Below are 23,537 nucleotides of genomic sequence, written 5' to 3' on the forward strand. Positions count from 1 at the left end.
TTAATAAAATCTGTTGTCCAGAAACTGCGGCGTTTTCTCCCGGCGCGAAAATGAGCTGAACCGATTGTGGACAACGAATGATCCCGGTAATCCACTCACAAGAATAAGAAACAGATTCAAATCAATCAGAGACTCCCTTTATAGGGGCCTGCCTGGGATAAAGGACAAAGCCATGAAGTCATCCGACCGTGCCGTCATGAGGGTGCTCGCAGGCGAACGCCTGTGGCCGCCTCCCATCTGGATGATGCGGCAGGCTGGACGCTATCTGCCGGAGTACCGGGAGGTCAGGGCGAAGGCGAAGAACTTCCTCGATTTCTGCTACAATCCGGATCTGGCAACCGAAGTCACGCTTCAGCCGATCCGCCGCTATGGCTTTGATGCATCGATCCTGTTCTCGGACATCTTCGTTGTTCCCGATGCCATCGGCTATCCGGTTCGCTTTGAAGAGGGACGTGGTCCTGTGCTTGAGCCCTTGAGCGAAGCGATCCTTGATAAGCTGGACCAGTCACGGGCAGACAAGCACCTCGATCCGGTCATTGAGACCGTAACGCGGCTGCGCCGCGAGCTCCCTGAGGAGACAACGCTTCTCGGCTTCTGCGGTGCCCCATGGACCGTTGCGTGCTATTCTGTCGCCGGACATACGACGCAGGACCAGACGGCAGCCCGTGTGGGTGCCTATCGCAATCCTGCCCTGATGCAGCGGTTCATCGATCAGCTGGTGACCGCCTCGATCCGCTATCTGATCCGCCAGCTCGATGCCGGCGCCGATGCGGTGCAGATCTTTGACACCTGGGCCGGGGTTCTGGATGAGGAAGGCTTCCGCAGGTGGTCTATCGAGCCCACCAGAGCGATTGTCGAGGGTGTGAAGGGTGCCCGCCCCGGCGCACGCATCATCGGCTTCCCGAAGGCCTCCTCGGCCCGTCTGGAGGCATATGTGGCCGGCACGGGCGTGGATGCGGTCGGCCTGGACTGGACCGCACCCGATCATGTGGCGCAGGCGATCCAGAAAAAGGTCCCGGTGCAGGGCAATCTGGACCCGATGCGGCTGGTGGCCGGCGGGGCCGCGCTTGATGAGGGCATCACCCATGTTCTGAAGGCGCTGGGGCAGGGGCCGCTGATCTTCAATCTCGGCCATGGCGTAACACCTGAAACCGATCCGGCGCATGTGGCACGGATGGTTAAACGCGTCCGTCAGGGCTGAGGAGGATAAAATGGATCTCTATCTCTGGCTCAAGTCGCTGCATGTCATCTCGATCATCGCCTGGATGGCCGGGATGCTCTATCTGCCGCGGCTCTTCGTCTATCACTGCAGCGCCGAACCGGGCTCAGCCCAGTCGGAAACCTTCAAGGTCATGGAACGCCGGCTGCTGAAGGCGATCATCAACCCGGCGATGATCGCGTCCTGGATCTTCGGCCTGTGGCTTGCCTATGAAATCAATGCCTTCAGGGATGGCTGGTTCCATGCGAAGCTGACGCTGGTTCTGCTGATGAGCGGTGCGCATGGATATCTGGCAGGACGGGTGAAGGTATTCGCGCGCGACGAAAACACAAAGCCTGCGAAGTTCTACCGGATCCTCAATGAAGTGCCGACGGTTCTGATGATCCTTATCGTCATTCTTGTGATTGGTAAGCCATTCTGATATGTCCGCGCCGTTCTGACGCAGCGGATACAATCGATTTGACCGGCCCCGCGAGAACAGAAGGCTCTTGCGGGGTTTCGTTTTAAGAGTTATGGTCCGCGTCAACTTCACGTAAGGTGCGCCGAGGCTCAAATCCCGGATACACCACTGCCGAAGCAAAGCCGGTTATCCCCTCGACCGGTCTTCCGTGACAGCTTCCACTTCTGTTTCCGTTTTCCCATTCCAGAACCAGAAGCGTCTTTTCACATACCCACCCTCCAACAGAGATTGATCCCTATTGATGCGGGAAATGAAACTCAAAGACCTCAAAGAGAAGACACCCACCGAGCTGCTGGCCTTCGCCGAAGAGCTCGAAGTCGAGAACGCCAGCACAATGCGCAAGCAGGAGCTGATGTTCGCCATCCTCAAGCGGCTTGCAGCCCAGGATGTTGAGATCATCGGCGAAGGTGTTGTTGAAGTACTCCAGGACGGCTTCGGTTTTCTCCGTTCGCCCGACGCAAATTATCTGCCGGGCCCCGACGACATTTATGTTTCCCCCTCGCAGATCCGGCGCTTCTCGCTTCGCACCGGCGATACGGTCGAAGGCCAGATCCGCAGCCCCAAAGAGGGCGAGCGCTATTTCGCGCTTCTCAAGGTCAACACGATCAATTTTGAAGATCCGGAAAAGACCCGCCACAAGGTGCATTTCGACAATCTGACGCCGCTCTATCCCGACGAGCGCTTCAAGATGGAAGTCGCCGACGCGGCCACCAAGGATCTTTCTTCCCGCATCATCGATCTCGTGGCACCGCTCGGCAAGGGCCAGCGCGCCCTGATCACCGCGCCGCCGCGCACCGGCAAGACGGTGTTCCTGCAGAACATCGCCAAGTCCATCACCACGAACCACCCCGAGTGCTATCTCATTGTTCTCCTGATCGATGAGCGTCCCGAAGAAGTGACGGACATGCAGCGCACCGTGAAGGGTGAAGTGGTGTCCTCCACCTTCGACGAACCGGCCGTCCGCCACGTGCAGGTGGCGGAAATGGTCATCGAGAAGGCCAAGCGCCTGGTGGAACATGGCCGTGACGTGGTCATCCTGCTCGATTCCATCACCCGCCTTGGCCGCGCCTACAACACCGTCGTGCCGTCTTCCGGCAAGGTGCTGACCGGTGGTGTGGACGCCAACGCCCTGCAGCGCCCGAAGCGTTTCTTCGGTGCAGCGCGTAACATCGAAGAGGGCGGTTCGCTCACCATCATCGCCACCGCGCTGATCGACACTGGCAGCCGCATGGACGAAGTGATCTTCGAAGAGTTCAAGGGCACGGGTAACTCCGAAATCATCCTGGACCGCAAGATCTCCGACAAGCGCGTTTACCCGGCCATCGACATCCAGCGGTCCGGGACCCGCAAGGAAGAGCTGCTCGTGCCGCCGGAGCGTCTCAAGAAGACCTTCGTCCTGCGCCGCATTCTCAACCCGATGGGCACGGTCGATGCGGTCGAGTTCCTGCTCGACAAGCTGAAGCAGACCAAGTCGAACGACGATTTCTTCGACAGCATGAACACCTGATCCGATTCGGATACGGTTCATTCAACCCCCGGCTGGCAACGGCCGGGGTTTTTTGTTTGAGCCTATGGATTCGGTTTCGTATCAATCAGTTTCGGGAAGGAGACAGCCATGATCATCGAAACGGAACGGCTGGTGCTGCGGCCCTGGCGGGATGAGGATCTTGAACCCTTTGCCGCGCTCTGCGGTGACCCGCAGGTCATGCGCTATTTCTTGAAACCGCTGACGCTGGAGGAAACCGCAGCCCTGATCGGCCGTGCGAGGGAAAAGGAAGCCGAAGATGGCTTCTGCTTCCGGCCGGTGGAGCGGAAGGAGGATGGCGCTTTCCTCGGCATGGTTGGGCTGTCGCGCCCGCAGTTTCCAGCGCTGGTGCCGTTCATGCCGTGCGTCGAGATCGGCTGGCGTCTCGCCCGGTACGCATGGGGGGAGGGCTATGCCAGCGAGGCGGCGGGAGGCTGGCTTCGATTCGGATTTGAAACGCTTCAGCTGAATGAGATCGTGGCCTTCACCACCGTGACGAATACGCCATCGCGCAAGGTGATGGAGCGGCTGGGCATGAGCCATGATCCGGCTGATGACTTTGATCATCCGTCCGTACCAGAGGACCATCCGCTTCTGCGGCATGTGCTCTACCGGCTTTCACGGGAGAACTGGAAGGCCGGTAGAGCGGAACGTGTTTCACGTTGATTCACGTGAAACATGCCGGGGAATATCCGGAGGAAATGAATCGGGTCCGTATTGAAGCATGTCCCTTTCTCTCCGGAGATCAACTTATCTCCGCGCCGTCCGGCCTTGTGCCGGGACCTGTCAGGGTCGTTGTGACTGCACAGGTCCCGGATCTCCGCTTCGCTCCCGTCCGGGACGGCGCGGTGGGTGGATCGCCTTTGTGGCTCATATTGCACGCCTCATTTGAATCGGATGCGGATTGACTGGGTGCTTCCCCCTTTGCAGGGAAGGGCGAAGCAGGTATGGGCCTTGGCATGGATTTTCAGCTGCCAAGGCTTACCTCATGCAGGATACCATCTTTGCCCTTTCCAGCGGTGCGCTCCCTTCCGGCGTTGCCGTGATCCGGTTGAGCGGCCCGTCAGCCTTTGATGCTCTTGGCTCTCTGAGCAGCCCCATGCCGCAGCCGCGTCAGGCAGCGCTGAGGGTGCTGCGGGACCCGCAGACACAGGAGCCGCTGGATCAGGCGCTGGTGCTGACCTTTCCCGGTCCGGCCAGCTTCACCGGTGAGGATGTTGCCGAGCTTCAATGCCACGGGGGCCGTGCAGTGGTGGCAGCCGTCCTGAAGGCACTGACAGACCTTCCCGGCATGCGGCCTGCCGAACCCGGTGAGTTCACCCGCCGTGCTTTCGAGAAGGGCAGGCTGGATCTCACCGAGGTGGAAGGCCTTGCCGATCTCATCGCCGCAGAGACCGAGGCGCAGCGGCGGCAGGCGTTCCGGCAGATGGATGGAGCGCTGGGGCGACTCTATGAGGGCTGGCGCAAGCGGCTCGTTCATATGCGGGCGATGATCGAAGCAGACTTCGATTTTGCCGATGAAGAGGATGTGCCGGGCAGTGTGGCAGACACGGTTTGGGGTGAGGCTGCAGTCCTGAGGGGCGAAGTGGCAGAGCATTTGAATCGGTCCCGTTCCGGTGAGCGGCTGCGCGATGGTCTGCTGGTGGTCCTGATGGGGGCGCCGAATGCCGGCAAGTCCAGTCTCCTGAATGCCATCGCCGGACGGGAGGTGGCCATCGTCACTGAGGAAGCCGGTACGACACGGGATGTCATCGAGGTGCATCTCGACCTTGATGGCTACCCGGTGACGCTGGCTGACACGGCTGGCCTGCGCAGCGGGGCAGGGCGGGTGGAGCAGGAGGGCATCCGCCGGGCAACAGAGAAGGGCCGCGTGGCAGACTTGATCCTCTGGGCGGTCGAACCGGGCGGTCCTCTGCCGGGAGATGAAGAGCAAGGGCTGCCGGAGGCGATCCGCACTGAATCGGTTCCGGTCTGGATCGTCTCCACCAAGGCCGATCTTGAGACTCCTGCGAAACGAGACTCCTCCGGAACGATGCAGGAATTTCCTGTGTCTGTCACCAAAGGCACCGGCCTTGATGACCTGTTCAAGGCTCTCGGACGTTTTGCTTCTGATACGTTCGGAAGCGGTGAGGCGGCACTCGCGACCCGCGAGCGGCACAGGCATTATCTCACTGACTGCCTGGCCGCCCTGCATGATGCGGTAAGCCGGGATCATCTTCCGGCCGAACTCCGGGCTGAAGACCTGCGCCGGGCCGCTGATGCGCTGGGGCGGATCACCGGCCGGATCAATGTGGAAGATCTGCTGGATGTGATTTTCCGGGAATTCTGCATCGGTAAGTGACGTGAAGTGTTTCACGTGAATCCGGTTCGGCTCCGGTTTCGATGAGTGGATCTGCCTGTTTCACGTGAATCATCTCTGTACCGGAATGTGCCTTGCGGGTGTTTCACGTGAATCATATCTGAGCCGTGATGGATGTTTCACGTGAATCCGCTCCGGTCTCGCAGGCGTGATTCACGTGAAATAGCTTTGACCCCTGACGGGTGATTTCCGTATAAGGAAGCCAGTTTGGCCGGTTTGTTTTCTGGTGACTCCTTGTGAGGGGTCCCGGGTGCCGGCCGTGATTTTCTTTTGTCTGGTGATCGACGCAGGCGGGTGCAGTCATGTGCCCGTCCGGGATCGGGATTTGAATGGCGATGGATCAGTCTCTGACCTTTGATGTGGTGGTGATCGGTGGCGGGCATGCAGGCTGTGAGGCGGCTGCGGCTGCGGCGCGCATGGGTGCGCGCACGGCGCTGGTGACACACAAGTTCGAAACCATTGGTGTCATGTCCTGTAACCCGGCGATTGGCGGTCTCGGCAAGGGGCATCTTGTCCGAGAAATTGACGCGCTGGATGGTCTGATGGGACGGGTTGCCGACAGGGCAGGGATCCAGTTCCGGCTGCTGAACCGGCGCAAGGGGCCTGCGGTGCGAGGCCCTCGGGCTCAGGCGGACCGCAAGCTCTACCGGGCGGCGATGCAGGAAGAGATCCGGGCGATCCCGAACCTGACGGTCGTTGAAGGTGAGGCGCATGGCCTCGAGACTGCGGATGGCCGTGTCTCGGCAGTGACGCTGGCGAATGGCCGCCGGATCGTTTGTGGTGCTGTGGTGCTGACGACCGGCACCTTCCTGCGCGGGCTCATTCATATCGGTGACCGCAAGATCCCGGCGGGCCGGGTGGGCGAGCAACCCGCGATGGGTCTTTCCGCTTCACTGGAAGCCATCGGCTTTGCGCTCGGCCGCCTGAAGACAGGTACGCCCGCACGGCTTGATGGCCGCACCATTGACTGGACGCAGCTGGAAGAACAGCCGGGTGATGACGAGCCGGTGCCTTTCTCGACGCTGACAACGGCGATCACCACGCCGCAGGTGCCATGCCATATCACCCGCACTACGGAAGAGACGCATCGCATCATCCGCGAGAACCTGCACCGCTCTGCCATGTACTCTGGCGAGATCAAGGGCAGGGGGCCGCGTTACTGCCCGTCCATCGAGGACAAGATTGTCCGCTTCGGTGACCGGGACGGGCATCAGATTTTCCTGGAGCCGGAAGGGCTGGATGATCACACGATCTATCCGAACGGCATTTCCACCTCGCTGCCGGAAGATGCCCAGCATGCCTTCCTGCGGACGATCCCCGGTCTGGAAAAGGTCGAGGTGCTGCAGATTGGCTATGCCATCGAATATGATCACGTCGATCCGCGCGAGCTGAAGACCACGCTGGAGGCCAAGCGCTGCAAGGGGCTGTTCCTGGCCGGTCAGATCAATGGCACCACCGGCTATGAAGAGGCGGGGGCACAAGGCTTGCTCGCCGGTCTCAATGCTGCGCTTGTGGCATCGGGTGGCTCGCGCGATTTCGTGGTGGACCGGGGGCAGGGCTATATCGGCGTGATGGTCGATGATCTCGTCACCCGTGGCATCACGGAGCCCTACCGCATGTTTACCTCGCGGGCGGAGTACCGTCTGTCGCTGCGTGCCGACAATGCGGACCAGCGGCTGACACCGGCAGGTCTGGATCTGGGCTGCATCGGCAGTGACCGGCGTGAGGCTTTTGATGCAAAGCTTGCCAAGCTGGAAGCTGCCCGTGTGCTGATGCAGGGGCTGACCGTAACCCCGTCGCAGGCGGCAAAACATGGTTTGCCGGTCAATCAGGACGGGGTGCGCCGCAGTGCCTTCGATCTGCTGGCCTATCCGGACATGACCATCGACCGGCTCTTCGGTGTTTGGCCGGAGCTGGCAGGCGTCGAGCCTGCCATCGCCGAGCAGGTGGCGACGGACGCGCTCTACTCGGTCTATCTCGACCGGCAGGCTTCTGACATTGCCGCCCTGCGCCGGGATGAGGCGCTGGCCATTCCGCAGGACTTTGATTTCTCCGCGCTCGCCGGTCTGTCGAATGAAGTCCGGCAGAAGCTGGAACTGGTACGGCCCGGTACAATGGGGCAGGCGGCGCGCATGGATGGCATGACGCCTGCCGCGCTGACGCTGCTTCTGTCTCAAGTGAAGCGGCATGAACGCCGCGGCGCCGCCTGAAGGACCTGTGGATATGGCTGTGAAGAACCTGAGGGATGGCCCCCAGATCCTGCAAGAGTTTCTGTCTGTTTCACGTGAAACTGAGGAGAGGCTGAAGATCTATGTGGATCTTGTGCTGCGCTGGCAGCCGGCCCAGAACCTGATTGCGCCTTCGACCATTCCGGAGATCTGGCGGCGGCACGTGGCGGACAGTCTGCAGCCGCATCTGTGCCGGCCGCAGGCGAAGCGCTGGGTGGACCTCGGCAGCGGGGCAGGCTTCCCCGGTATCGTCACGGCCATCCTTCTGGCCGATGTGCCGGAGGCCCATGTCTATTTCGTCGAGAGCAATCAGCGCAAGGCAGCCTTCCTGCGCACGGCGCTGCGCGAGACCGGCTCGAAGGGCACGGTGATGCCGGAGCGGATCGAATCGGTGGCGCAACAATGGCCTCATGGCAAGGTGGATGCAGTGTCCGCCCGGGCGCTGGCTTCTCTGGCTGAGCTTCTGGACTATTCCCATCCCTTCCTCGCAGAGGGAGCTGTGGCTGTTTTCCACAAAGGGCGCGATTTTCAGCGGGAGATTGATGAAGCGTCTCACGCCTGGAGTTTTGATCTGGTAGAACGGACTAGTCTCATTGATCCTGAGAGCCGCATGCTGACCCTCTCCAGCGTGTCGCCCCGATCCAACGAGGCCGGTTCCATCAAGGAAGGATCCCATAGATGAGCAGGCTTCCTGAATTGCCGCGCGTGCTGGCTTTGGCCAATCAGAAGGGCGGTGTGGGCAAGACCACGACTGCCATCAATCTCGGCACTGCGCTGGCAGCCATCGGCGAACGCGTTCTGGTGATCGATCTCGATCCGCAGGGCAACGCCTCCACCGGCCTTGGCATTGACCGCCGCGACCGTAACCTGTCGACCTATGACGTGCTCTGCGGCGATTGCTCGCTGGAAGAGGCTGTGAAGGAAACGGCCGTGCCGCGCCTCTGGGTGGCGCCATCTACGATGGACCTTCTCGGCCTCGAGCTGGAAATCGCCTCCAGCGCCGACCGGGCCTACCGGCTGCGCAAGGCGATTGAGCGCTTTGCCACATCGGCGCTGTTTGCGGAGCTGAAGTTCACCTACGTGCTGGTGGACTGCCCGCCGTCGCTGAACCTGCTGACGATCAACGCCCTGTCGGCGTCGCACTCCATTCTGGTGCCGCTGCAGTGCGAGTTCTTCGCGCTGGAAGGTCTGTCGCAGCTGCTGTCCACGGTGGAGCAGGTGCGCAATGCGCTGAACAACGAGCTGACCATCCATGGCATCGTCCTGACCATGTATGACAGCCGCAATAACCTCTCCAGCCAGGTGGTGGCGGATGTACGCGAGACGATGGGCGATGCGGTTTATGAAACGATCATCCCGCGCAACGTGCGTATCTCGGAAGCCCCGTCCTATGGCAAGCCCGCGCTGCTCTATGATCTGAAATGCGCGGGCAGCCAGGCCTATCTGCGGCTGGCGTCCGAGATCATCCAGCGCGAGCGGGAACTGCGGAAAGTGGCCGCCTGAGGCTGATGACGGCACGGGCAGTGCAATTTTCATGGAACGCGGCGCTACGCTCCGGTGAGGGCAGGGCCCGCGTTCTTTCATTCGTATGAAGAGACGCGCAAGCGGAGAAGACCAATGGCGGAAGAAGGCGGACGCAACAAGCGGCTGGGACGCGGGCTGGCAGCCCTGATCGGTGATGCAGGCATTACCACGGCTGCAGAACCGTCGGCACAGAGCGCGGACAGGGCGCCGCCGCGGGACTCGCGCAAAGTGCCGGTCGAGTTTCTGGAGCCGAACCCCCGCAATCCGCGCAAGACCTTTGCCGAGAAGGATCTGACGGAGCTGACCGACTCCATCCGGGAGAAGGGCATCATCCAGCCGATCCTCGTGCGCCCGGCCGCCGGCAAGCCGAACCATTTCGAGATCATCGCCGGTGAGCGCCGCTGGCGGGCGGCGCAGCGTGCGGGCCTGCATGAGGTGCCGGTGATTATCCGCGACATCACCGATCAGGAAGCGCTGGAACTGGCGATCATCGAGAACGTGCAGCGCGCCGATCTCAACCCGATCGAAGAAGCTCTGGGCTACGAGCAGCTGACGGCCGAATTCAACTACAGCCAGGGCGAGCTTGCCAAGCTGATCGGCAAGAGCCGCAGCCACGTGGCCAACACCCTGCGCCTGTTGAAGCTGCCCAATGCGGTGAAGGATTATCTGTCCGAAGGCCTGATCACCGCAGGTCACGCCCGGGCACTGATCACGCTGGAAGATCCGTCGGCGTTGGCGGAGCTGATCGTGGAGAAGGGCCTGTCCGTGCGCGATGCTGAGAAGCTGGCGCAGGACCCGGAAATCCTCTCCAAGCTCTCCGGCCCCAAGGACCCGGTAACCCGCGCAGAAAAGGACGCAGACACCCGTGCCCTGGAAAAGCGCCTGACCGATACGCTGGGCCTCAAGGTCGCCATTGGCCACAAGCCGGGCAAGGATACGGGCGAGCTGAAGATCAAATACGCCTCGCTGGAGCAGCTCGACGAGCTGTGCCGCAAGCTGGGTATCGAGACACGTTAATACCAACTCTCGATGAGCTTGACTCATCGAGAGTTGGTCAAGCCCGTGCGGCGCTTGAGCATTTTCAAGGCGTAATGCGTTAGCATCTCAGCGCCTTGGCGTTAATAAGCGTTAACGAAATCGAATCGGAAGCGGTCCGGATGTAAATCCGGGCCGTTTTTTATTTCGGGGAAGATCAGCGGCGGGAGGCGCTGCGGGCGCGGGCGACGCGGGCGAGGGTCAGCAGCGTTTCGGACAGGACCGGCATGCCGATCCGGTCATTCAGGCGGGCGGTGCGCATCGTTTCGGCAAGCCGTGTCATGGCCCGTTCCAGATCGGGCGCAGCCCAGATGGACAGCTGCCGGGTGAGGGCAGCCTTGCGCTTGAAGAACACCGGCGGCTTGACGTTTTCGATGATGGTGGCAGCTTGTCCGCCGGAATCCACGTCTGCCCGCAGCCGGTGCAGCCACTGGAAATGGCCGAGCACCTGACCGGCGATGACGGAGGCATTGCTGCCCGCCGCCTCCAGCCGTTCAAGGCCGTGATCAAGGGCGGCAAGGTCGCCGCCTGCAGCCGCATCAATCAGCTCCGAAAGCTCGAAGGACGAGGCATCGCCGATGATGGCTTCGATGTCGTCCGTCTCGATGCGGCCCTTGCCGAGAGCATAGAGGCACAGCTTGCGCAGCTCGCCCCGGCTGGCCATCCGGTCGCCGCCCAGAAGCCCGTGCAGGCTTTGGCGCGCCTCCCGGCTGATGGTGAGCCCGGCAAGGCGGGTTTCCTCGTCTATGAGCGCTTCCAGGTCACGGGCAGTGTCGGCATAGCAGGGAATGGCAACAGCGCGCTTGTCGGCCTCGAAAAGCTTGCGCAGGCCCGTTCCTTTCTTCAGGTCTCCGGCTTCGATGACGACGACAGCCGGGCAGTCCGTGAGGGCAAGAACAGGCGTGACGGCCGGCGACAGGTTCTTGCCGCCGCCATCCTTGACCCAGATGGTGCGTTTGCCGCCGAAGAGGGGAATGGTCAGCGCCTCGTCGATCAGACGATTCGGGTCTGAAACGATGTCACCGGCATCGATCTTGGCGAGGCTGAAGGGATCGTTGTTGCCGTCGCTGACGGCGGCCACAAGGGCCTGGGCCCGTTCGGACACCAGGCCCGTGTCAGGGCCATAGACAAGGATCGCGTGGACGCTGGCCGGAGGCTTGGCGACAAACCTGTCAATGTCACCGGCTTTGAGCGCGACCACGGAAACCTGTCCTTACTTGCGCGTGGCGAAGTAGCCGGCGATGCGGGCAGTCATGTCCTGCGCTACTTCCTTCGCGGCGCGCTCTTCCGCATCGCGCTGCGCACGGATGTTGGCGAAGCGCTGATTGGAGAAGTCATAGGACGCAGTGGCAAAGGACTTGCCTGTCATCAGCGTACGATTTGTTGCCTTGTCGTAAAGCACGAAAGTGACATTCATCGTCATGGACAGGGCAGCGGGAACATCGGCCAGCTGTTCGATACCGACCGTGCTGGTGGATGCGTTGCCAACCATTTCCAGCCGGTAGGACTTGGTGGCGGAAGGATTGCCGCGTTCAAAGTTGAACATCAGCTCCGTCAGCAGAACCCGGCGTGTTGTCTGCGTCATCGTATCGATCGGCCGGATCTCGATGGCAGCCAGCTCGCTCTGGACGGAAGATGCCGTTGAGGCATCACCGGGAGTGAGGCTGCCATAGAGCGGGCGCACCTGGCAGCCGCCCAGAAGGGCGGCGCCGGCAACGAGCAGGGCAAGGGTCAGTTTGGTGCCGCGAGTGCGGCCAGAGGCGTTAGGCAACGACATTCACGATCCTTTGCGGCACCACGATGATCTTGCGGGGCGGGCGCCCTTCGAGCGCCTTCTGGACGAAATCCTGGGCGAGAGTAGCTGCTTCGACCGCCTCGTTGGAAGCGTCTCGTGCAACGGTGATCTCGCCCTTCTTCTTGCCGTTGATCTGGATCGGCAGGACGATGCTGTCTTCGACGAGCAGGCTTTCGTCCACGGCCGGCCAGCTGGCTTCGGCAACAAGGCCTGTGTGGCCCAGCTCCTTCCAGCATTCCTCTGCCAGATGCGGCATCATCGGGGCCATCATCATCACGAGGCATTCGGCTGCTTCGCGCGCTGACCAGGATACGTCCTCGAAGGTCAGGCCGCCATGCACCGTCTTGCCGATCTGGTTGACCAGCTCATAGATGCGGGCAACGGCGCGGTTGAAGGACAGGGTCTCGATGTCCTTCGACACGGCTGCCAGCGTCTTGTGCGTGGCGCGGCGCAGTTCCAGTGCGCCATCGCTGAACTCCGGTGCCGTGCTGCTGCGGGCCGGGGTGGCGGCGATTTCGCCCACGAGGCGCCAGACGCGCTGGACGAAGCGCCAGGCACCCTGAACACCCTCTTCGGTCCAGATCACGTCACGCTCGGGGGGGGAATCCGACAGCATGAACCAGCGGGCCGTATCGGCGCCGTAGGTCTCGATGATGTCGGTCGGGTCCACCGTGTTCTTCTTCGACTTCGACATCTTTTCGATGGAGCCGATGGTGACCGGAGCACCGGTGGCAATTTCCACGGCGCTGCGCTCAGTGCCTTCCACAAAGCTGATTTCAGCCGGGCTCAGCCACTTGCCGTCTGCGCTCTTGTAGGTCTCGTGCGTCACCATGCCTTGCGTGAAGAGGCCCTTGAACGGCTCCTTCAGATCGAGCGCGCCGACCTTCTGCATCGCGCGGGTGAAGAAGCGCGAATAGAGCAGGTGCAGGATCGCATGCTCGATGCCGCCGATATACTGGTCCACCGGCAGCCAGCCGTTGGCAGCAACCGGATCGGTCGGCTGATCGCACTGCGGGGCGGTGAAGCGGGCGAAATACCAGGAGCTGTCCACGAAGGTGTCCATGGTGTCGGTTTCGCGCCGGGCCGGCTTGCCGCATTTCGGGCAGCTGCAGTCACGCCAGGTGGGGTGGCGGTCCAGCGGGTTGCCCGGCTTGTCGAAATTGATGTCGTCCGGCAGCTTGACCGGCAGGTTCGCATCGTTCTCCGGCACCACGCCGCAGTCATCGCAGTGGATCACCGGGATCGGGCAGCCCCAGTAGCGCTGGCGCGAGATTCCCCAGTCGCGCAGGCGGTAGTTCACCTGACGGGCGGCCTGAGGCGCGCCATCGATCTGGATGGCTTCCAGCTTCTTCGCCACCGTGTCCTTGGCGTCCGCAATGCTGAGGCCGTCGAGGAAGCCGGAGTTGAAGATGGTGCCGTCATCCGTATAGGCCACATCGGCGACGGTGAAGCTGGCCGCATCCGCATCCTTCGGCAGCACCACGGGGCGCACCGGCAGGCCGTATTTGCGGGCAAAGTCGAGGTCGCGCTGATCGTGGGCCGGGCAGGCGAAGATGGCGCCGGTGCCGTAGTCCATGAGGATGAAGTTGGCGATATAGACCGGCAGCTCGATGGAGGCATCCAGCGGATGCTTCACGCGCAGGCCCGTGTCGATGCCTTTCTTCTCCGCTGTTTCGATGGCTTCTGCCGAAGTGCCGATGCGGCGGCATTCCTCGACGAAGGCGGCGATCTGCGGATTGGTTTCAGCCAGCTTTGCCGAAACCGGATGATCCGGCGACAGGCCCATGAAGGACGCGCCGAACAGGGTGTCCGGACGGGTGGTGAAGATCTCGAGGGTCTTGTCACCGGTCGGAGCCGGGGTGGTGAACTCGAAGCGGACGCGCAGGCCTTCCGACTTGCCGATCCAGTTCTTCTGCATCAGCCGCACCTTTTCCGGCCAGCGGTCGAGCGTGTCGATCGCTTCCAGCAGATCCTCGGAATAATCGGTGATCTTGAAGAACCACTGGGTCAGTTCGCGCTGCTCGACCAGGGCGCCGGAGCGCCAGCCGCGGCCGTCGATCACCTGCTCGTTGGCCAGCACGGTCATGTCGACCGGGTCCCAGTTGACCTTGGACTTCTTGCGGTAGACGAGGCCGGCCTCGAGGAACTTCAGGAACAGGCGTTGCTGCTGGGTGTAATATTCCACGTCGCAGGTGGCGAACTCGCGGCTCCAGTCCAGCGACAGGCCCATGATCTTGAGCTGGCCGCGCATGAAGGCGATATTTTCGTAGGTCCAGTCCTTGGGATGGACGTTGTTCTGCATGGCGGCGTTTTCGGCCGGCATGCCGAAGGCGTCCCAGCCCATCGGATGCAGAACGTTGAAGCCTCTGGCGCGCTTGTAGCGGGCCACCACGTCGCCCATGGCATAGTTGCGCACATGGCCCATGTGAATGCGGCCGGACGGATAGGGGAACATCTCCAGCACGTAGTATTTCTCGCGCGGATCGTCGTTGGACGTCTTGAACACGTCCTTCTCATCCCAGAGCTTCTGCCAGCGCGCTTCCACTTCGCGCGCGTTATAGCGTTCCGTTGCCATCAATTCCGCCGTTTCAACCCCTGCGCCTCAGGGCGCATGAACCAAGACCCCGCGCGCGGTGAGCGCGCAAACCGTAAATTCACGCGCGGGAGAGCGCGCAAACCAGATGTCTGCGCGCCGGGAGGCGGCGCACAAACCAAAAACATGTCTGCGGGACTGTCACCAGAAATTCCCTCATGGGTCAACACGGTTGGCAGCAAAAGCGGCTTATTTCGCTGGCGCGCCGGGCCATGGCCGGGCTCAACTCTTGAAACCGGCCTTGCCCGCGCCCTATACCATGGCCGGATTGGCATTCTTCGGCCCGTTTCCCTTGCGATCAGGATCATGACATGGCTCACAGCGCCGTCACCCAGCTCAACGATGTGCTCTCCGGTATCCGCGAGGCGGAGGCCGCGCATGGCCGGGAGGCAGGCAGCGTCTGCCTGGTGGCCGTGTCCAAGACCTTCGAGGCGGAAGATATCCGCCCGGTGCTCGACGCGGGCCAGCGCATCTTCGGCGAAAACCGGGTGCAGGAAGCCATGGGCAAGTGGCCGCAGCTGCGGACGGAGTATCCCGGCATCGAACTGCATCTCATTGGTCCGCTGCAGTCCAACAAGGCGAAGGAGGCGGTTGCCACCTTCGACGTGATCCACACCATCGACCGGGAGAAGATTGCCCGGGCGCTGAAAGCCGAAATGACGGCACAGGGCAGGGACATGCCATGCTTCATTCAGGTCAACACCGGGGAAGAGCCGCAGAAGGCCGGCATCGCGCCGAAGGAGACGGATGACTTCATTCGCCTGTGCCGGGAAGAGATCGGCCTGAACGTGACTGGCCTGATGTGCATCCCGCCCGTGGATGAGGCGCCCGGCCCGCATTTCGCGCTGCTGGAAAAGATCGCCCGCCGCAATGGGTTGACGCAGCTTTCCATGGGTATGTCGTCAGACTACGAGATTGCCGTCTCCTTCGGCGCCACCCATGTTCGCGTTGGTTCGGCCATCTTTGGAGGCAGAGGTTGAACGGATCCTGCCGCAGCAATCCCGGCATTATGTAGCAGTTTCGATGCAAGTCACGGCAGACTCTACGAAAGTTCGAGCGATCCCGTATAGACCTGCCTGCATCCCGGCAGCATAATGCACGCGGAATGCGGGCTGCCGCCAAGAGCATGCCCGCCTGTTTCATCCTGGGAGGAAGGCATGTCGGATAACGTTTTTCCGGTTCCGGCCGAAGTCGCATCACGTGCGCTCGCCGATAACGCCAAGTATCTGGAAATGTACCGGAAATCGGTTGATGACCCTGCAGGCTTCTGGGGGGAGCATGGCAAGCGCATCGACTGGATCAAGCCCTTCAGCAAGGTCAAGAACACCTCGTATGACCCGCACAATGTCTCGATCAAATGGTTCGAGGACGGCACGCTGAACGTTTCGGCCAACTGCATCGACCGGCATCTGGAGACGCGTGGCGATCAGCCGGCGATCATCTGGGAAGGCGATGATCCGGCGGACCACAAGATCATCACCTACAGGGACCTGCACCGCGAGGTCTGCACCTTCGCCAATGTGCTGCTGGCCCATGGGGTGAAGAAGGGCGACCGGGTGACCATCTATCTGCCGATGATCCCGGAAGCGGCCTATGCGATGCTGGCCTGCGCCCGCATCGGTGCCGTTCACTCCATCGTCTTCGGCGGTTTCTCGCCGGACAGCCTTGCGCAGCGCATTGCGGACTGCAAGTCCACCTGCCTGATCACGGCCGACGAGGGCCTGCGCGGCGGGCGCACCGTGCCGCTGAAGCTCAATGCCGACAAGGCCGCCGACAAGGCACCTGTCGAGACGATGATCGTGGTGAAGCGCACCGGCGGCGCCATCGCCATGACCGGGGGCCGCGATGTCTGGTATCACGAGGAAGCGGCGAAGGTTTCTGCCGAAAACACTCCGGCGGAGATGAACGCGGAAGATCCGCTGTTCATCCTCTACACCTCAGGCTCCACCGGCAGCCCCAAGGGTGTGCTGCACACCAGCGGCGGCTATCTCGTCTATGCCTCGATGACGCATCAGTATGTCTTCGACTATCACGAGGGGGACATCTACTGGTGCACGGCGGATGTGGGCTGGGTCACTGGCCACAGCTACATCGTCTATGGGCCGCTGGCGAATGGCGCGACGACGCTGATGTTCGAGGGCATTCCGTCCTATCCAAACGCAGGCCGCTTCTGGGACGTGGTGGACAAGCACAAGGTCAATATCTTCTACACCGCGCCGACGGCGATCCGCTCGCTGATGGGGGCAGGGGACGAGCATGTCACCCGCACCTCGCGCCAGAGCCTGCGCCTGCTGGGTTCGGTCGGCGAGCCGATCAATCCGGAAGCCTGGATGTGGTATCATAACGTGGTCGGGGACAAGCGCTGCCCGATCGTCGACACCTGGTGGCAGACGGAAACCGGCGGCATTCTCATCACGCCGCTGCCGGGCGCAACGGCGCTGAAGCCGGGTTCGGCGACGCTGCCTTTCTTCGGCGTGCAGCCGGCGGTGGTGGATGCGGAAGGCAACATTCTGGATGGGGCGACTGAGGGCAATCTCGTCATCCTCGACAGCTGGCCCGGCCAGATGCGCACGGTCTATGGTGACCATGAGCGTTTCGTCCAGACCTACTTCTCCACCTACAAGGGCATGTATTTCACCGGTGACGGCTGCCGCCGCGATGCGGATGGCTATTACTGGATTACGGGGCGCGTCGATGACGTGATCAACGTCTCCGGCCACCGCATGGGTACGGCCGAGGTGGAAAGCGCGCTGGTGGCCCATCCCAAGGTCTCTGAGGCGGCTGTCGTCGGTTATCCGCACGACATCAAGGGGCAGGGCATCTATGCCTATGTCACGCTGATGGCTGGCGAGGAGCCCAGCGAGGCGCTGCGCAAGGAACTGGTGGCGCATGTGCGCAAGGAAATCGGCCCGATTGCCTCGCCCGATCTCATTCAGTTTGCCCCCGGCCTGCCGAAGACCCGCTCCGGCAAGATCATGCGCCGCATCCTGCGCAAGATCGCCGAGGACAGCTTCGAGAACCTGGGCGACACCTCCACTCTCGCCGATCCTGCGGTGGTGGATGACCTGATCGAGAACCGCCAGAACCGGGCCTGATCCTCTCCAGTGGACTCGTCCCTACCATGAAAGCATCAAGGGCCCGCACCGCGGGCCCTTTCTCTTTACCCCTGCCAATTCCGGCGGGTTGGGATTCACCTGGACAGGTAGATCGACTGGATCTGGCGCGCGATATTGGAGAAGGCGTTGATCAGGGTATTGCTGTCTGTGGCCTTGAAATAGGTGGTTGCCTCGCTGGTGGCGCAGTATTTCATCAGCCTTTCGGAGGACGGCAGTGAGCCGGATGTATTCTGGAAAAGAACCGTGTAGATCGTGATGTTCTTTGCCTTCATCGCATCACAGAATCTTCTCGCCCGGACAGCTGGAGGATCATTGTAATTTGCGTCTATGTAATACTGTCCGAGCCAATATTGTTTCGCGTTCCGGCTGCAACCGTCCCTGAGTGTTTCATAGAGCCAGTAGTAAGAGCCATTCGGGCGCCTGTCGTGGTAGCTCCAGCCCTGATAGGTTCCATTCCAGGAGTTATACTGTGATCTTGTCCGGCAGACATCTCTTGTCAGCACTGTCTTGTCATAGAAATCGTTGAAGTCGCCATCCGTCATGATGAGCGCGATTTTCTTGACCTTGTTTCTGCCATAAGCGGTGGGGGCGCTGGCGGATGGCCAGAGGTTCGACCAGTTTGGCGACAGTGTGTACCAGCCCCAGGCGATGCCAGTCTGGCCCGCGGTGCCGCCGCTGGCGATCAGATTCCTGATGGCAGACTTCAGATTGTTCGTCGAACTGGTCAGGGGCATGAGGGGTGATCCGGAGGAACAGGCATTGGAGCCACCGCCGAAAAACTCTGAGTTCGTGCCGTTATAATTATAGGCTGCATCGGTAAATTGCTCGGGGCCCATACGCTCCGTCACGCAATTTGCTCCAAGAGCGGCCCCATTGGTGACGGCTCTTGCATCGCTGCCGAGGTTGACACCCTGGCTGTAGGGAACAAGTGCGATGCGAACCTTTGATGCGGAATTGCTGTTTTGATCTGCCAGAAGGATGTCGACGACACTGTTGGCTGCTGACTTCAGTGCGTCCATGTCGCCCGACATGGAGCCTGTCACGTCGAGGATCAGTGACAGTTCCACGTCGAACTTCGAGTAGGTCGATTGCGATGACGAACGCACCGGTATCGTTTCTGGGCCAATGCCGCCAATCGAGACGAAGTAGGTGTTGACCGTCCCTGTGACATTGGCGGTGATGATGCCCTCGGCCGGATTGAGCGTGTAGGTCAGATTTGCCAGCTGGACGTTGTCCACGCCTGTCGATGTCAGGTTGGCGTTGAATGCAGACTCCAGCGCGGATTTGATCTGGCTGTCTGTGAGAACGGTGGTCGAAAGCTGACGTGCAACACTCAGGACTGCGGCATCCAGCGCATTGGTTACCGCGCTGCGAACCATGATGGCGCGGCCATAATCAGCGCCTGAGCCGGCGATGACGATCATGATGACAATCAGGAAGGCCGCCAGGGGCAGGATGGAGCCGTCATTCTTCCGGCCGAACTGGCTCATCTTCCGCAGAAGCTGGCGGATCCTGGATCTGCACATGGGTGAACTCCAAAGTTTTTCTGGAGTTCATATTCATCAGAAACTGTTGCGCAACACTAAAATTGTAGTCAATTCAGATCGAAAATCGAACCTTGGTTTACGAGGGTTTAAGCAGTTTGCGCAGTGGCGGTTATTATCTGTTTACGGTTCGAGCTCCGTATCCCAGTACAGGAAGTCAAGCCAGCTTTCGTGCAGATAATTGGGCGGAAAACCGCGGCCGTTGTTGTGCAGGTCCTGGATGGAGGGCCGGAACGGCATGTGCATCGGCCACATGTCCAGCTGCTCGCAGGACTTGTTCGACTTGCGCAGATTGCAGGGGGAGCAGGCGGTGATCACGTTTTCCCAGGTGGTCTGGCCGCCCCGGCAGCGCGGGATCAGGTGATCGAAGGTCAGATCCTCGCGGGAGCCGCAATACTGACACTGGAATCTGTCGCGCAGGAAAACGTTGAAGCGGGTGAAGGCCGGGTAGCGCGACGGTTTGACGAAGGTCTTGAGGGAGACCACGCTGGGTAATCGGAACTCGAAACTCGGACTTCGAACCGTGGTCTCGTATTCCGAGACGATGTTCACCCGGTCGAGGAACACAGCCTTGATGGTGTCCTGCCACGACCAGAGCGACAGGGGATAATAACTTAAGGGCCTGTAGTCCGCATTCAGCACCAAGGCCGGATGGGCGCCCGATGGTACGGCTATCGTCACCTTCGGCTCCTTGTCTCTCAAGGTACCGGCACCGCAGACCCGATGCCGGGTTCTACCTCTACATGCGAGACATATAGTAGTGCCGGTGTGACACTCTTGTGAAGCCTGTAAAAGTGCCGCAGTGCCGAAGATGGAGATGCGGCCTTACTGTGCCCCATCTGGCCGTCAACTCTCTGAAATCAAAAAGACTTCGCGGGTCAAGGGTGAAGCCGGGAAAGGATTTCGGCCAAAAGAAAACGGGCGCCGCGAGGGGCGCCCGTCCACATGTTCCGGTGCTGTCCGAATCAGGGCTTCTGCCACTCGCGGATATCGACGAAGTGGCCCGCAATGGCTGCTGCTGCGGCCATGGCCGGGGAGACCAGATGGGTGCGGCCCTTGAACCCCTGGCGGCCTTCGAAGTTGCGGTTCGAGGTCGAGGCGCAGCGCTCGCCCGGCTGCAGCTTGTCGGCGTTCATGGCAAGGCACATGGAGCAGCCCGGCTCACGCCATTCGAAACCGGCTGCCTTGAACACCTTGTCGAGGCCTTCGGCTTCCGCCTGTTCCTTCACGAGGCCGGAGCCCGGAACCACCATGGCCTTGACGCCGTCCTTCACCTTGCCGTTGCCGATCATGGCAGCGGCAGCGCGCAGATCCTCGATGCGGCCGTTGGTGCAGGAGCCGATGAAGACGACATCGACAGGGATGCCGGTCATCTTCGTGCCCGGCGTCAGGCCCATGTACTCCAGCGCACGCCACTTGGACTTGCGGGTGTTCTCGTCGGCGATGTCGTCCGGGTTCGGCACGACGCCGGTCACGGAGATCACGTCCTCGGGGGAGGAGCCCCAGGTGACGATGGGCGGCAGGTTGGCTGCATCCAGCTTCACCACCTTGTCGAAATGCGCGCCTTCGTCGGTATGCAGCGTCTTCCAGTAGGAAATCGCACGCTCCAGTGCTTCGCCCTTCGGAGACTTCGGGCGGCCCTGGATATAGGCGAAGGTGGTTTCATCCGGCGCGATCAGGCCGGCACGGGCGCCGCCTTCGATCGACATGTTGCAGATGGTCATGCGGCCTTCCATGGACAGCGAGCGGATGGCTTCGCCCGCATATTCCATGACATAGCCGGTGCCGCCGGCGGTGCCGATCTCGCCGATGATGGCGAGAATGATGTCCTTGGCGGTGACGCCTTCCGGCAGCTTGCCGTCCACCTGGACGAGCATGTTCTTGGCCTTCTTCTGGATCAGCGTCTGGGTGGCCAGAACGTGTTCCACTTCGGAAGTGCCGATGCCGTGGGCCAGCGCACCGAAAGCGCCGTGGGTGGAGGTGTGGCTGTCGCCGCAGACGATGGTCATGCCGGGCAGGGTGAAGCCCTGCTCGGGGCCGACGATGTGAACGACGCCCTGGCGGTGATCCAACTCGCTGTAATATTCGATGCCGAATTCAGCCGCGTTGTCTGCCAGCGTCTGCACCTGGAGCGCGGACTCCGGATCATCGATGCCCTGGCTGCGGTCGGTCGTCGGCACGTTGTGATCGACGACGGCCAGCGTCTTCTCCGGACGGCGCACCTTGCGTCCCGTCATGCGCAGGCCTTCGAACGCCTGCGGGCTCGTCACTTCGTGGACGAGATGGCGGTCGATGTAGAGCAGGCAGGTGCCGTCTTCCTGGGTGTCGACCACATGGTCATCCCAGATCTTGTCGTAGAGCGTTCTCGGCTTGGTCATCGGGGTGTCTCCTGAAACCGGGCGGGGCCTTGATCATCCGCCGTGGCGGTTCTGCCCCTTGTCCCTTGCACGGATTGGCCGTTTCCAGCCTGTTCCGGTCTTGCCTCTTCAATGCCCCGAAGCATCATGGGGGTCAATATGCTTCGCAGTCCGCCACTCTTGAGCTTTGTTCAAGTGGCGCTGCGCCGTGGGGCTTGCAAGCTGGCAAAAAGAAAGGCGGCCCGAAGACCGCCTTTCGAAAATCTGCGATGCAGCGCCGTTCTTATTCGGCGGAAGCAGCGGCAGCAGCGGCTGCAGCAGCAGCGGCCTCGGCGGCAGCAGCCTTCTCGGCAGCAGCAGCGGCCTTGGCAGCAACGACTTCAGCGCGGGCTTCTTCGTTGAGGCGCTTGGCGCGGACGTTGGTGGCCTCGACGATACGGGCCGACTTGCCGCGGCGGTCGCGCAGGTAGTAGAGCTTGGCGCGGCGGACCTTGCCGCGGCGGACGACTTCAACGCCTTCGATCATCGGCGAGCAGGCCGGGAACACGCGCTCCACGCCTTCACCGTAGGAGATCTTGCGCACGGTGAAGCTCTCGTTGATGCCGCCGCCGGAACGGGCGATGCAGACACCTTCGTAAGCCTGGGTACGGGTACGGCTGCCTTCGGTCACCTTGACGTTGACCTTGATGGTGTCGCCCGGCGAGAATTCGGGGAGCTTGCGGACGGCTTCGATCTTTGCCTTTTCTTCCGCGTTCAGCTGTTCGATCAGGTTCATGGCATATTTCCCTTGTCAGTTTTCAAAGACAGCCAGAGCGTCCAGCCCACGTGAAGTGGAAAGGACGGGTTCACCGTCTTCGGGCCATGTTGGAGATACCCGGCTGTCCGCAGGATCGCGCAAAAGCAATGCGCGGCGCACAGAACCGGCCACAACGGCTGGCTCCTTACAGGAAGACCGCCGCCTTGTCATGCGGAATCTGGAAAAACCGGCCGAAAAGCTGAGTCAGTCCTTCGCCTGATGGGCTGCCCAGAGATCCGGCCGCCGCTCCTGCGTCAGCCGCTCGGCTTCTGCCTTGCGCCATTCGTTGATCTTGCGGTGGTTGCCCGAAGTCAGCACTTCGGGAATGGTCATGCCTTCGAATTCGGCCGGCCTTGTGTAGTGCGGGTGTTCCAGAAGTCCGGTTTCGAAGCTTTCGGTTTCGCCGCTCTCCTGATTGCCCATCACGCCCGGCAAAAGCCGCACGATGGCATCCAGCACGGTGATGGCGGCAATCTCGCCGCCGGAGAGGATGTAGTCGCCGATGGACACTTCCTCGAGCTGGCGTGCGTCGATCACCCTCTGATCAATGCCCTCGAACCGGCCGCAGATGATGATGGCGCCCGGACCGCCTGCCAGCTCGCGCACCCTGTCTTGCGTCAGCGGCTTGCCGCGCGGGCTCATCAGCAGGCGCGGGCGGGTGTCGCCGGGCAGGGTGGCGGCATCAATGGCTGCGGCCAGAATGTCTGCCCGCAGCACCATGCCGGCCCCGCCGCCGGCCGGCGTGTCATCGACGGAGCGGTGCTTGTCCGTGGCGTGATCGCGGATCTGCCGGGCTTCCAGCGACCAGGTGCCTTCCTTCAGCGCCCGTCCCGACAGGCTGACGCCGAGGGGGCCGGGAAACATCTCCGGGTAGAGGGTCAGCACGGTCGCGGCAAAGCTCATCGCGGTTTCCTGTTCTGCGGGGCGCAATTCCTGCGGCTGCTATGCGATGAAATGCCCGGCTTTGCAACGGTGGCACTCTTTCC

Annotated in this window: 19 protein-coding genes; 11 read left to right on the forward strand and 8 right to left on the reverse strand. The window is 61.6% G+C overall.

The window, feature by feature from the left end:
• The first annotated feature begins 172 nt into the window (after positions 1–172).
• The 9 genes from hemE (at position 173) to H163_RS0109365 (ending at position 10,332) form a co-directional block, all read left to right on the forward strand.
• Positions 173–1,201 (forward strand): uroporphyrinogen decarboxylase, encoded by a 1,029-nt coding sequence (gene hemE, locus H163_RS0109325; RefSeq protein ID WP_019964307.1) that lies wholly within the window; start codon positions 173–175, stop codon positions 1,199–1,201.
• Positions 1,202–1,211: 10 nt separating this feature from the next.
• Entirely contained in the window at positions 1,212–1,640 is a 429-nt protein-coding gene (gene hemJ, locus H163_RS0109330; protein ID WP_019964308.1) for a protoporphyrinogen oxidase HemJ, read from the forward strand.
• A 280-nt stretch (positions 1,641–1,920) separates the two neighbouring features.
• Positions 1,921–3,186: a transcription termination factor Rho gene (gene rho / locus H163_RS0109335; protein ID WP_026355666.1), complete on the forward strand. Its 1,266-nt coding sequence runs from the start codon at positions 1,921–1,923 to the stop codon at positions 3,184–3,186.
• A gap of 108 nt (positions 3,187–3,294) precedes the next feature.
• Positions 3,295–3,870: a GNAT family N-acetyltransferase gene (locus H163_RS0109340; protein WP_019964310.1), complete on the forward strand. Its 576-nt coding sequence runs from the start codon at positions 3,295–3,297 to the stop codon at positions 3,868–3,870.
• Positions 3,871–4,192: 322 nt separating this feature from the next.
• The gene (gene mnmE, locus H163_RS0109345) at positions 4,193–5,545 is read left to right on the forward strand and encodes a tRNA uridine-5-carboxymethylaminomethyl(34) synthesis GTPase MnmE (protein WP_019964311.1); all 1,353 of its coding nucleotides are present in this window, start codon (positions 4,193–4,195) and stop codon (positions 5,543–5,545) included.
• Between the two features lie 347 nt (positions 5,546–5,892).
• Complete coding sequence (gene mnmG / locus H163_RS0109350) at positions 5,893–7,773, forward strand: tRNA uridine-5-carboxymethylaminomethyl(34) synthesis enzyme MnmG (protein WP_019964312.1); 1,881 nt, start codon at positions 5,893–5,895, stop codon at positions 7,771–7,773.
• 13 nt (positions 7,774–7,786) lie between these two features.
• Positions 7,787–8,473, forward strand: a complete 687-nt coding sequence (gene rsmG / locus H163_RS22575; protein ID WP_051105358.1) for a 16S rRNA (guanine(527)-N(7))-methyltransferase RsmG — start codon at positions 7,787–7,789, stop codon at positions 8,471–8,473.
• Positions 8,470–9,294, forward strand: coding sequence for a ParA family protein (locus tag H163_RS0109360; RefSeq protein WP_019964314.1), 825 nt, complete (start codon positions 8,470–8,472; stop codon positions 9,292–9,294). Before rsmG ends, H163_RS0109360 begins: the two co-directional genes overlap by 4 nt.
• 114 nt (positions 9,295–9,408) lie before the next feature.
• Entirely contained in the window at positions 9,409–10,332 is a 924-nt protein-coding gene (locus H163_RS0109365) for a ParB/RepB/Spo0J family partition protein (RefSeq protein WP_019964315.1), read from the forward strand.
• Between the two features lie 175 nt (positions 10,333–10,507).
• Here the strand turns inward: H163_RS0109365 and holA are convergent, their stop codons facing one another.
• From holA to leuS, 3 genes are read right to left on the reverse strand one after another with little or no spacing between them, the layout of a single operon-like run.
• Positions 10,508–11,551, reverse strand: a complete 1,044-nt coding sequence (gene holA, locus H163_RS0109370) for a DNA polymerase III subunit delta (RefSeq protein ID WP_019964316.1) — start codon at positions 11,549–11,551, stop codon at positions 10,508–10,510.
• A gap of 12 nt (positions 11,552–11,563) precedes the next feature.
• Positions 11,564–12,127, reverse strand: coding sequence for an LPS assembly lipoprotein LptE (lptE, locus tag H163_RS0109375; protein ID WP_019964317.1), 564 nt, complete (start codon positions 12,125–12,127; stop codon positions 11,564–11,566).
• Positions 12,114–14,720 (reverse strand): leucine--tRNA ligase, encoded by a 2,607-nt coding sequence (gene leuS, locus H163_RS0109380; RefSeq protein WP_019964318.1) that lies wholly within the window; start codon positions 14,718–14,720, stop codon positions 12,114–12,116. The genes lptE and leuS overlap by 14 nt, the downstream gene beginning before the upstream one ends.
• A 329-nt stretch (positions 14,721–15,049) precedes the next feature.
• Between leuS and H163_RS0109385 the strand changes: the two genes are divergently transcribed.
• Together H163_RS0109385 and acs are read left to right on the forward strand one after the other, a co-directional pair.
• Positions 15,050–15,718 carry a YggS family pyridoxal phosphate-dependent enzyme gene (locus H163_RS0109385; protein WP_019964319.1) on the forward strand — a complete coding sequence of 223 codons (669 nt, stop codon included), beginning with the start codon at positions 15,050–15,052 and terminating at the stop codon, positions 15,716–15,718.
• Between the two features lie 177 nt (positions 15,719–15,895).
• A complete protein-coding gene (gene acs, locus H163_RS0109390) occupies positions 15,896–17,833 on the forward strand; it encodes an acetate--CoA ligase (protein WP_019964320.1) in 1,938 nt (645 codons plus the stop codon).
• 95 nt (positions 17,834–17,928) lie between these two features.
• Here acs and H163_RS0109395 read toward each other — a convergent pair whose 3' ends face one another.
• The 5 genes from H163_RS0109395 to trmD form a co-directional block, all read right to left on the reverse strand.
• A complete protein-coding gene (locus H163_RS0109395) occupies positions 17,929–19,380 on the reverse strand; it encodes a pilus assembly protein (protein WP_019964321.1) in 1,452 nt (483 codons plus the stop codon).
• 141 nt (positions 19,381–19,521) lie between these two features.
• On the reverse strand, positions 19,522–20,079 hold the full coding sequence (locus tag H163_RS0109400) for an HNH endonuclease (RefSeq protein WP_026355668.1): 558 nt from the start codon (positions 20,077–20,079) through the stop codon (positions 19,522–19,524).
• A 284-nt stretch (positions 20,080–20,363) separates the two neighbouring features.
• Positions 20,364–21,776: a 3-isopropylmalate dehydratase large subunit gene (gene leuC, locus H163_RS0109405; protein ID WP_019964323.1), complete on the reverse strand. Its 1,413-nt coding sequence runs from the start codon at positions 21,774–21,776 to the stop codon at positions 20,364–20,366.
• A gap of 262 nt (positions 21,777–22,038) precedes the next feature.
• Positions 22,039–22,530, reverse strand: coding sequence for a 50S ribosomal protein L19 (rplS, locus tag H163_RS0109410; protein ID WP_019964324.1), 492 nt, complete (start codon positions 22,528–22,530; stop codon positions 22,039–22,041).
• 225 nt (positions 22,531–22,755) lie between these two features.
• Entirely contained in the window at positions 22,756–23,454 is a 699-nt protein-coding gene (gene trmD, locus H163_RS0109415; RefSeq protein WP_019964325.1) for a tRNA (guanosine(37)-N1)-methyltransferase TrmD, read from the reverse strand.
• Between the last annotated feature and the right edge of the window lie 83 nt (positions 23,455–23,537).

The organism is Pannonibacter phragmitetus DSM 14782, assembly GCF_000382365.1.
GTDB classification, from domain to species: domain Bacteria; phylum Pseudomonadota; class Alphaproteobacteria; order Rhizobiales; family Stappiaceae; genus Pannonibacter; species Pannonibacter phragmitetus.

Bases quoted from the DNA above. Each gene is read 5' to 3' on its own strand.
- hemJ (WP_019964308.1), top strand. From the start codon at position 1,212: ATGGATCTCTATCTCTGGCTCAAGTCGCTGCATGTCATCTCGATCATC.
- H163_RS0109385 (WP_019964319.1), top strand. From the start codon at position 15,050: ATGGCTCACAGCGCCGTCACCCAGCTCAACGATGTGCTCTCCGGTATC.
- H163_RS0109360 (WP_019964314.1), top strand. From the start codon at position 8,470: ATGAGCAGGCTTCCTGAATTGCCGCGCGTGCTGGCTTTGGCCAATCAG.
- mnmG (WP_019964312.1), top strand. From the start codon at position 5,893: ATGGCGATGGATCAGTCTCTGACCTTTGATGTGGTGGTGATCGGTGGC.
- acs (WP_019964320.1), top strand. From the start codon at position 15,896: ATGTCGGATAACGTTTTTCCGGTTCCGGCCGAAGTCGCATCACGTGCG.
- H163_RS0109365 (WP_019964315.1), top strand. From the start codon at position 9,409: ATGGCGGAAGAAGGCGGACGCAACAAGCGGCTGGGACGCGGGCTGGCA.
- leuS (WP_019964318.1), bottom strand. From the start codon at position 14,720: ATGGCAACGGAACGCTATAACGCGCGCGAAGTGGAAGCGCGCTGGCAG.
- H163_RS0109340 (WP_019964310.1), top strand. From the start codon at position 3,295: ATGATCATCGAAACGGAACGGCTGGTGCTGCGGCCCTGGCGGGATGAG.
- rho (WP_026355666.1), top strand. From the start codon at position 1,921: ATGCGGGAAATGAAACTCAAAGACCTCAAAGAGAAGACACCCACCGAG.
- H163_RS0109395 (WP_019964321.1), bottom strand. From the start codon at position 19,380: ATGTGCAGATCCAGGATCCGCCAGCTTCTGCGGAAGATGAGCCAGTTC.
- hemE (WP_019964307.1), top strand. From the start codon at position 173: ATGAAGTCATCCGACCGTGCCGTCATGAGGGTGCTCGCAGGCGAACGC.
- rsmG (WP_051105358.1), top strand. From the start codon at position 7,787: ATGGCTGTGAAGAACCTGAGGGATGGCCCCCAGATCCTGCAAGAGTTT.
- rplS (WP_019964324.1), bottom strand. From the start codon at position 22,530: ATGAACCTGATCGAACAGCTGAACGCGGAAGAAAAGGCAAAGATCGAA.
- trmD (WP_019964325.1), bottom strand. From the start codon at position 23,454: ATGAGCTTTGCCGCGACCGTGCTGACCCTCTACCCGGAGATGTTTCCC.
- mnmE (WP_019964311.1), top strand. From the start codon at position 4,193: ATGCAGGATACCATCTTTGCCCTTTCCAGCGGTGCGCTCCCTTCCGGC.
- lptE (WP_019964317.1), bottom strand. From the start codon at position 12,127: ATGTCGTTGCCTAACGCCTCTGGCCGCACTCGCGGCACCAAACTGACC.
- leuC (WP_019964323.1), bottom strand. From the start codon at position 21,776: ATGACCAAGCCGAGAACGCTCTACGACAAGATCTGGGATGACCATGTG.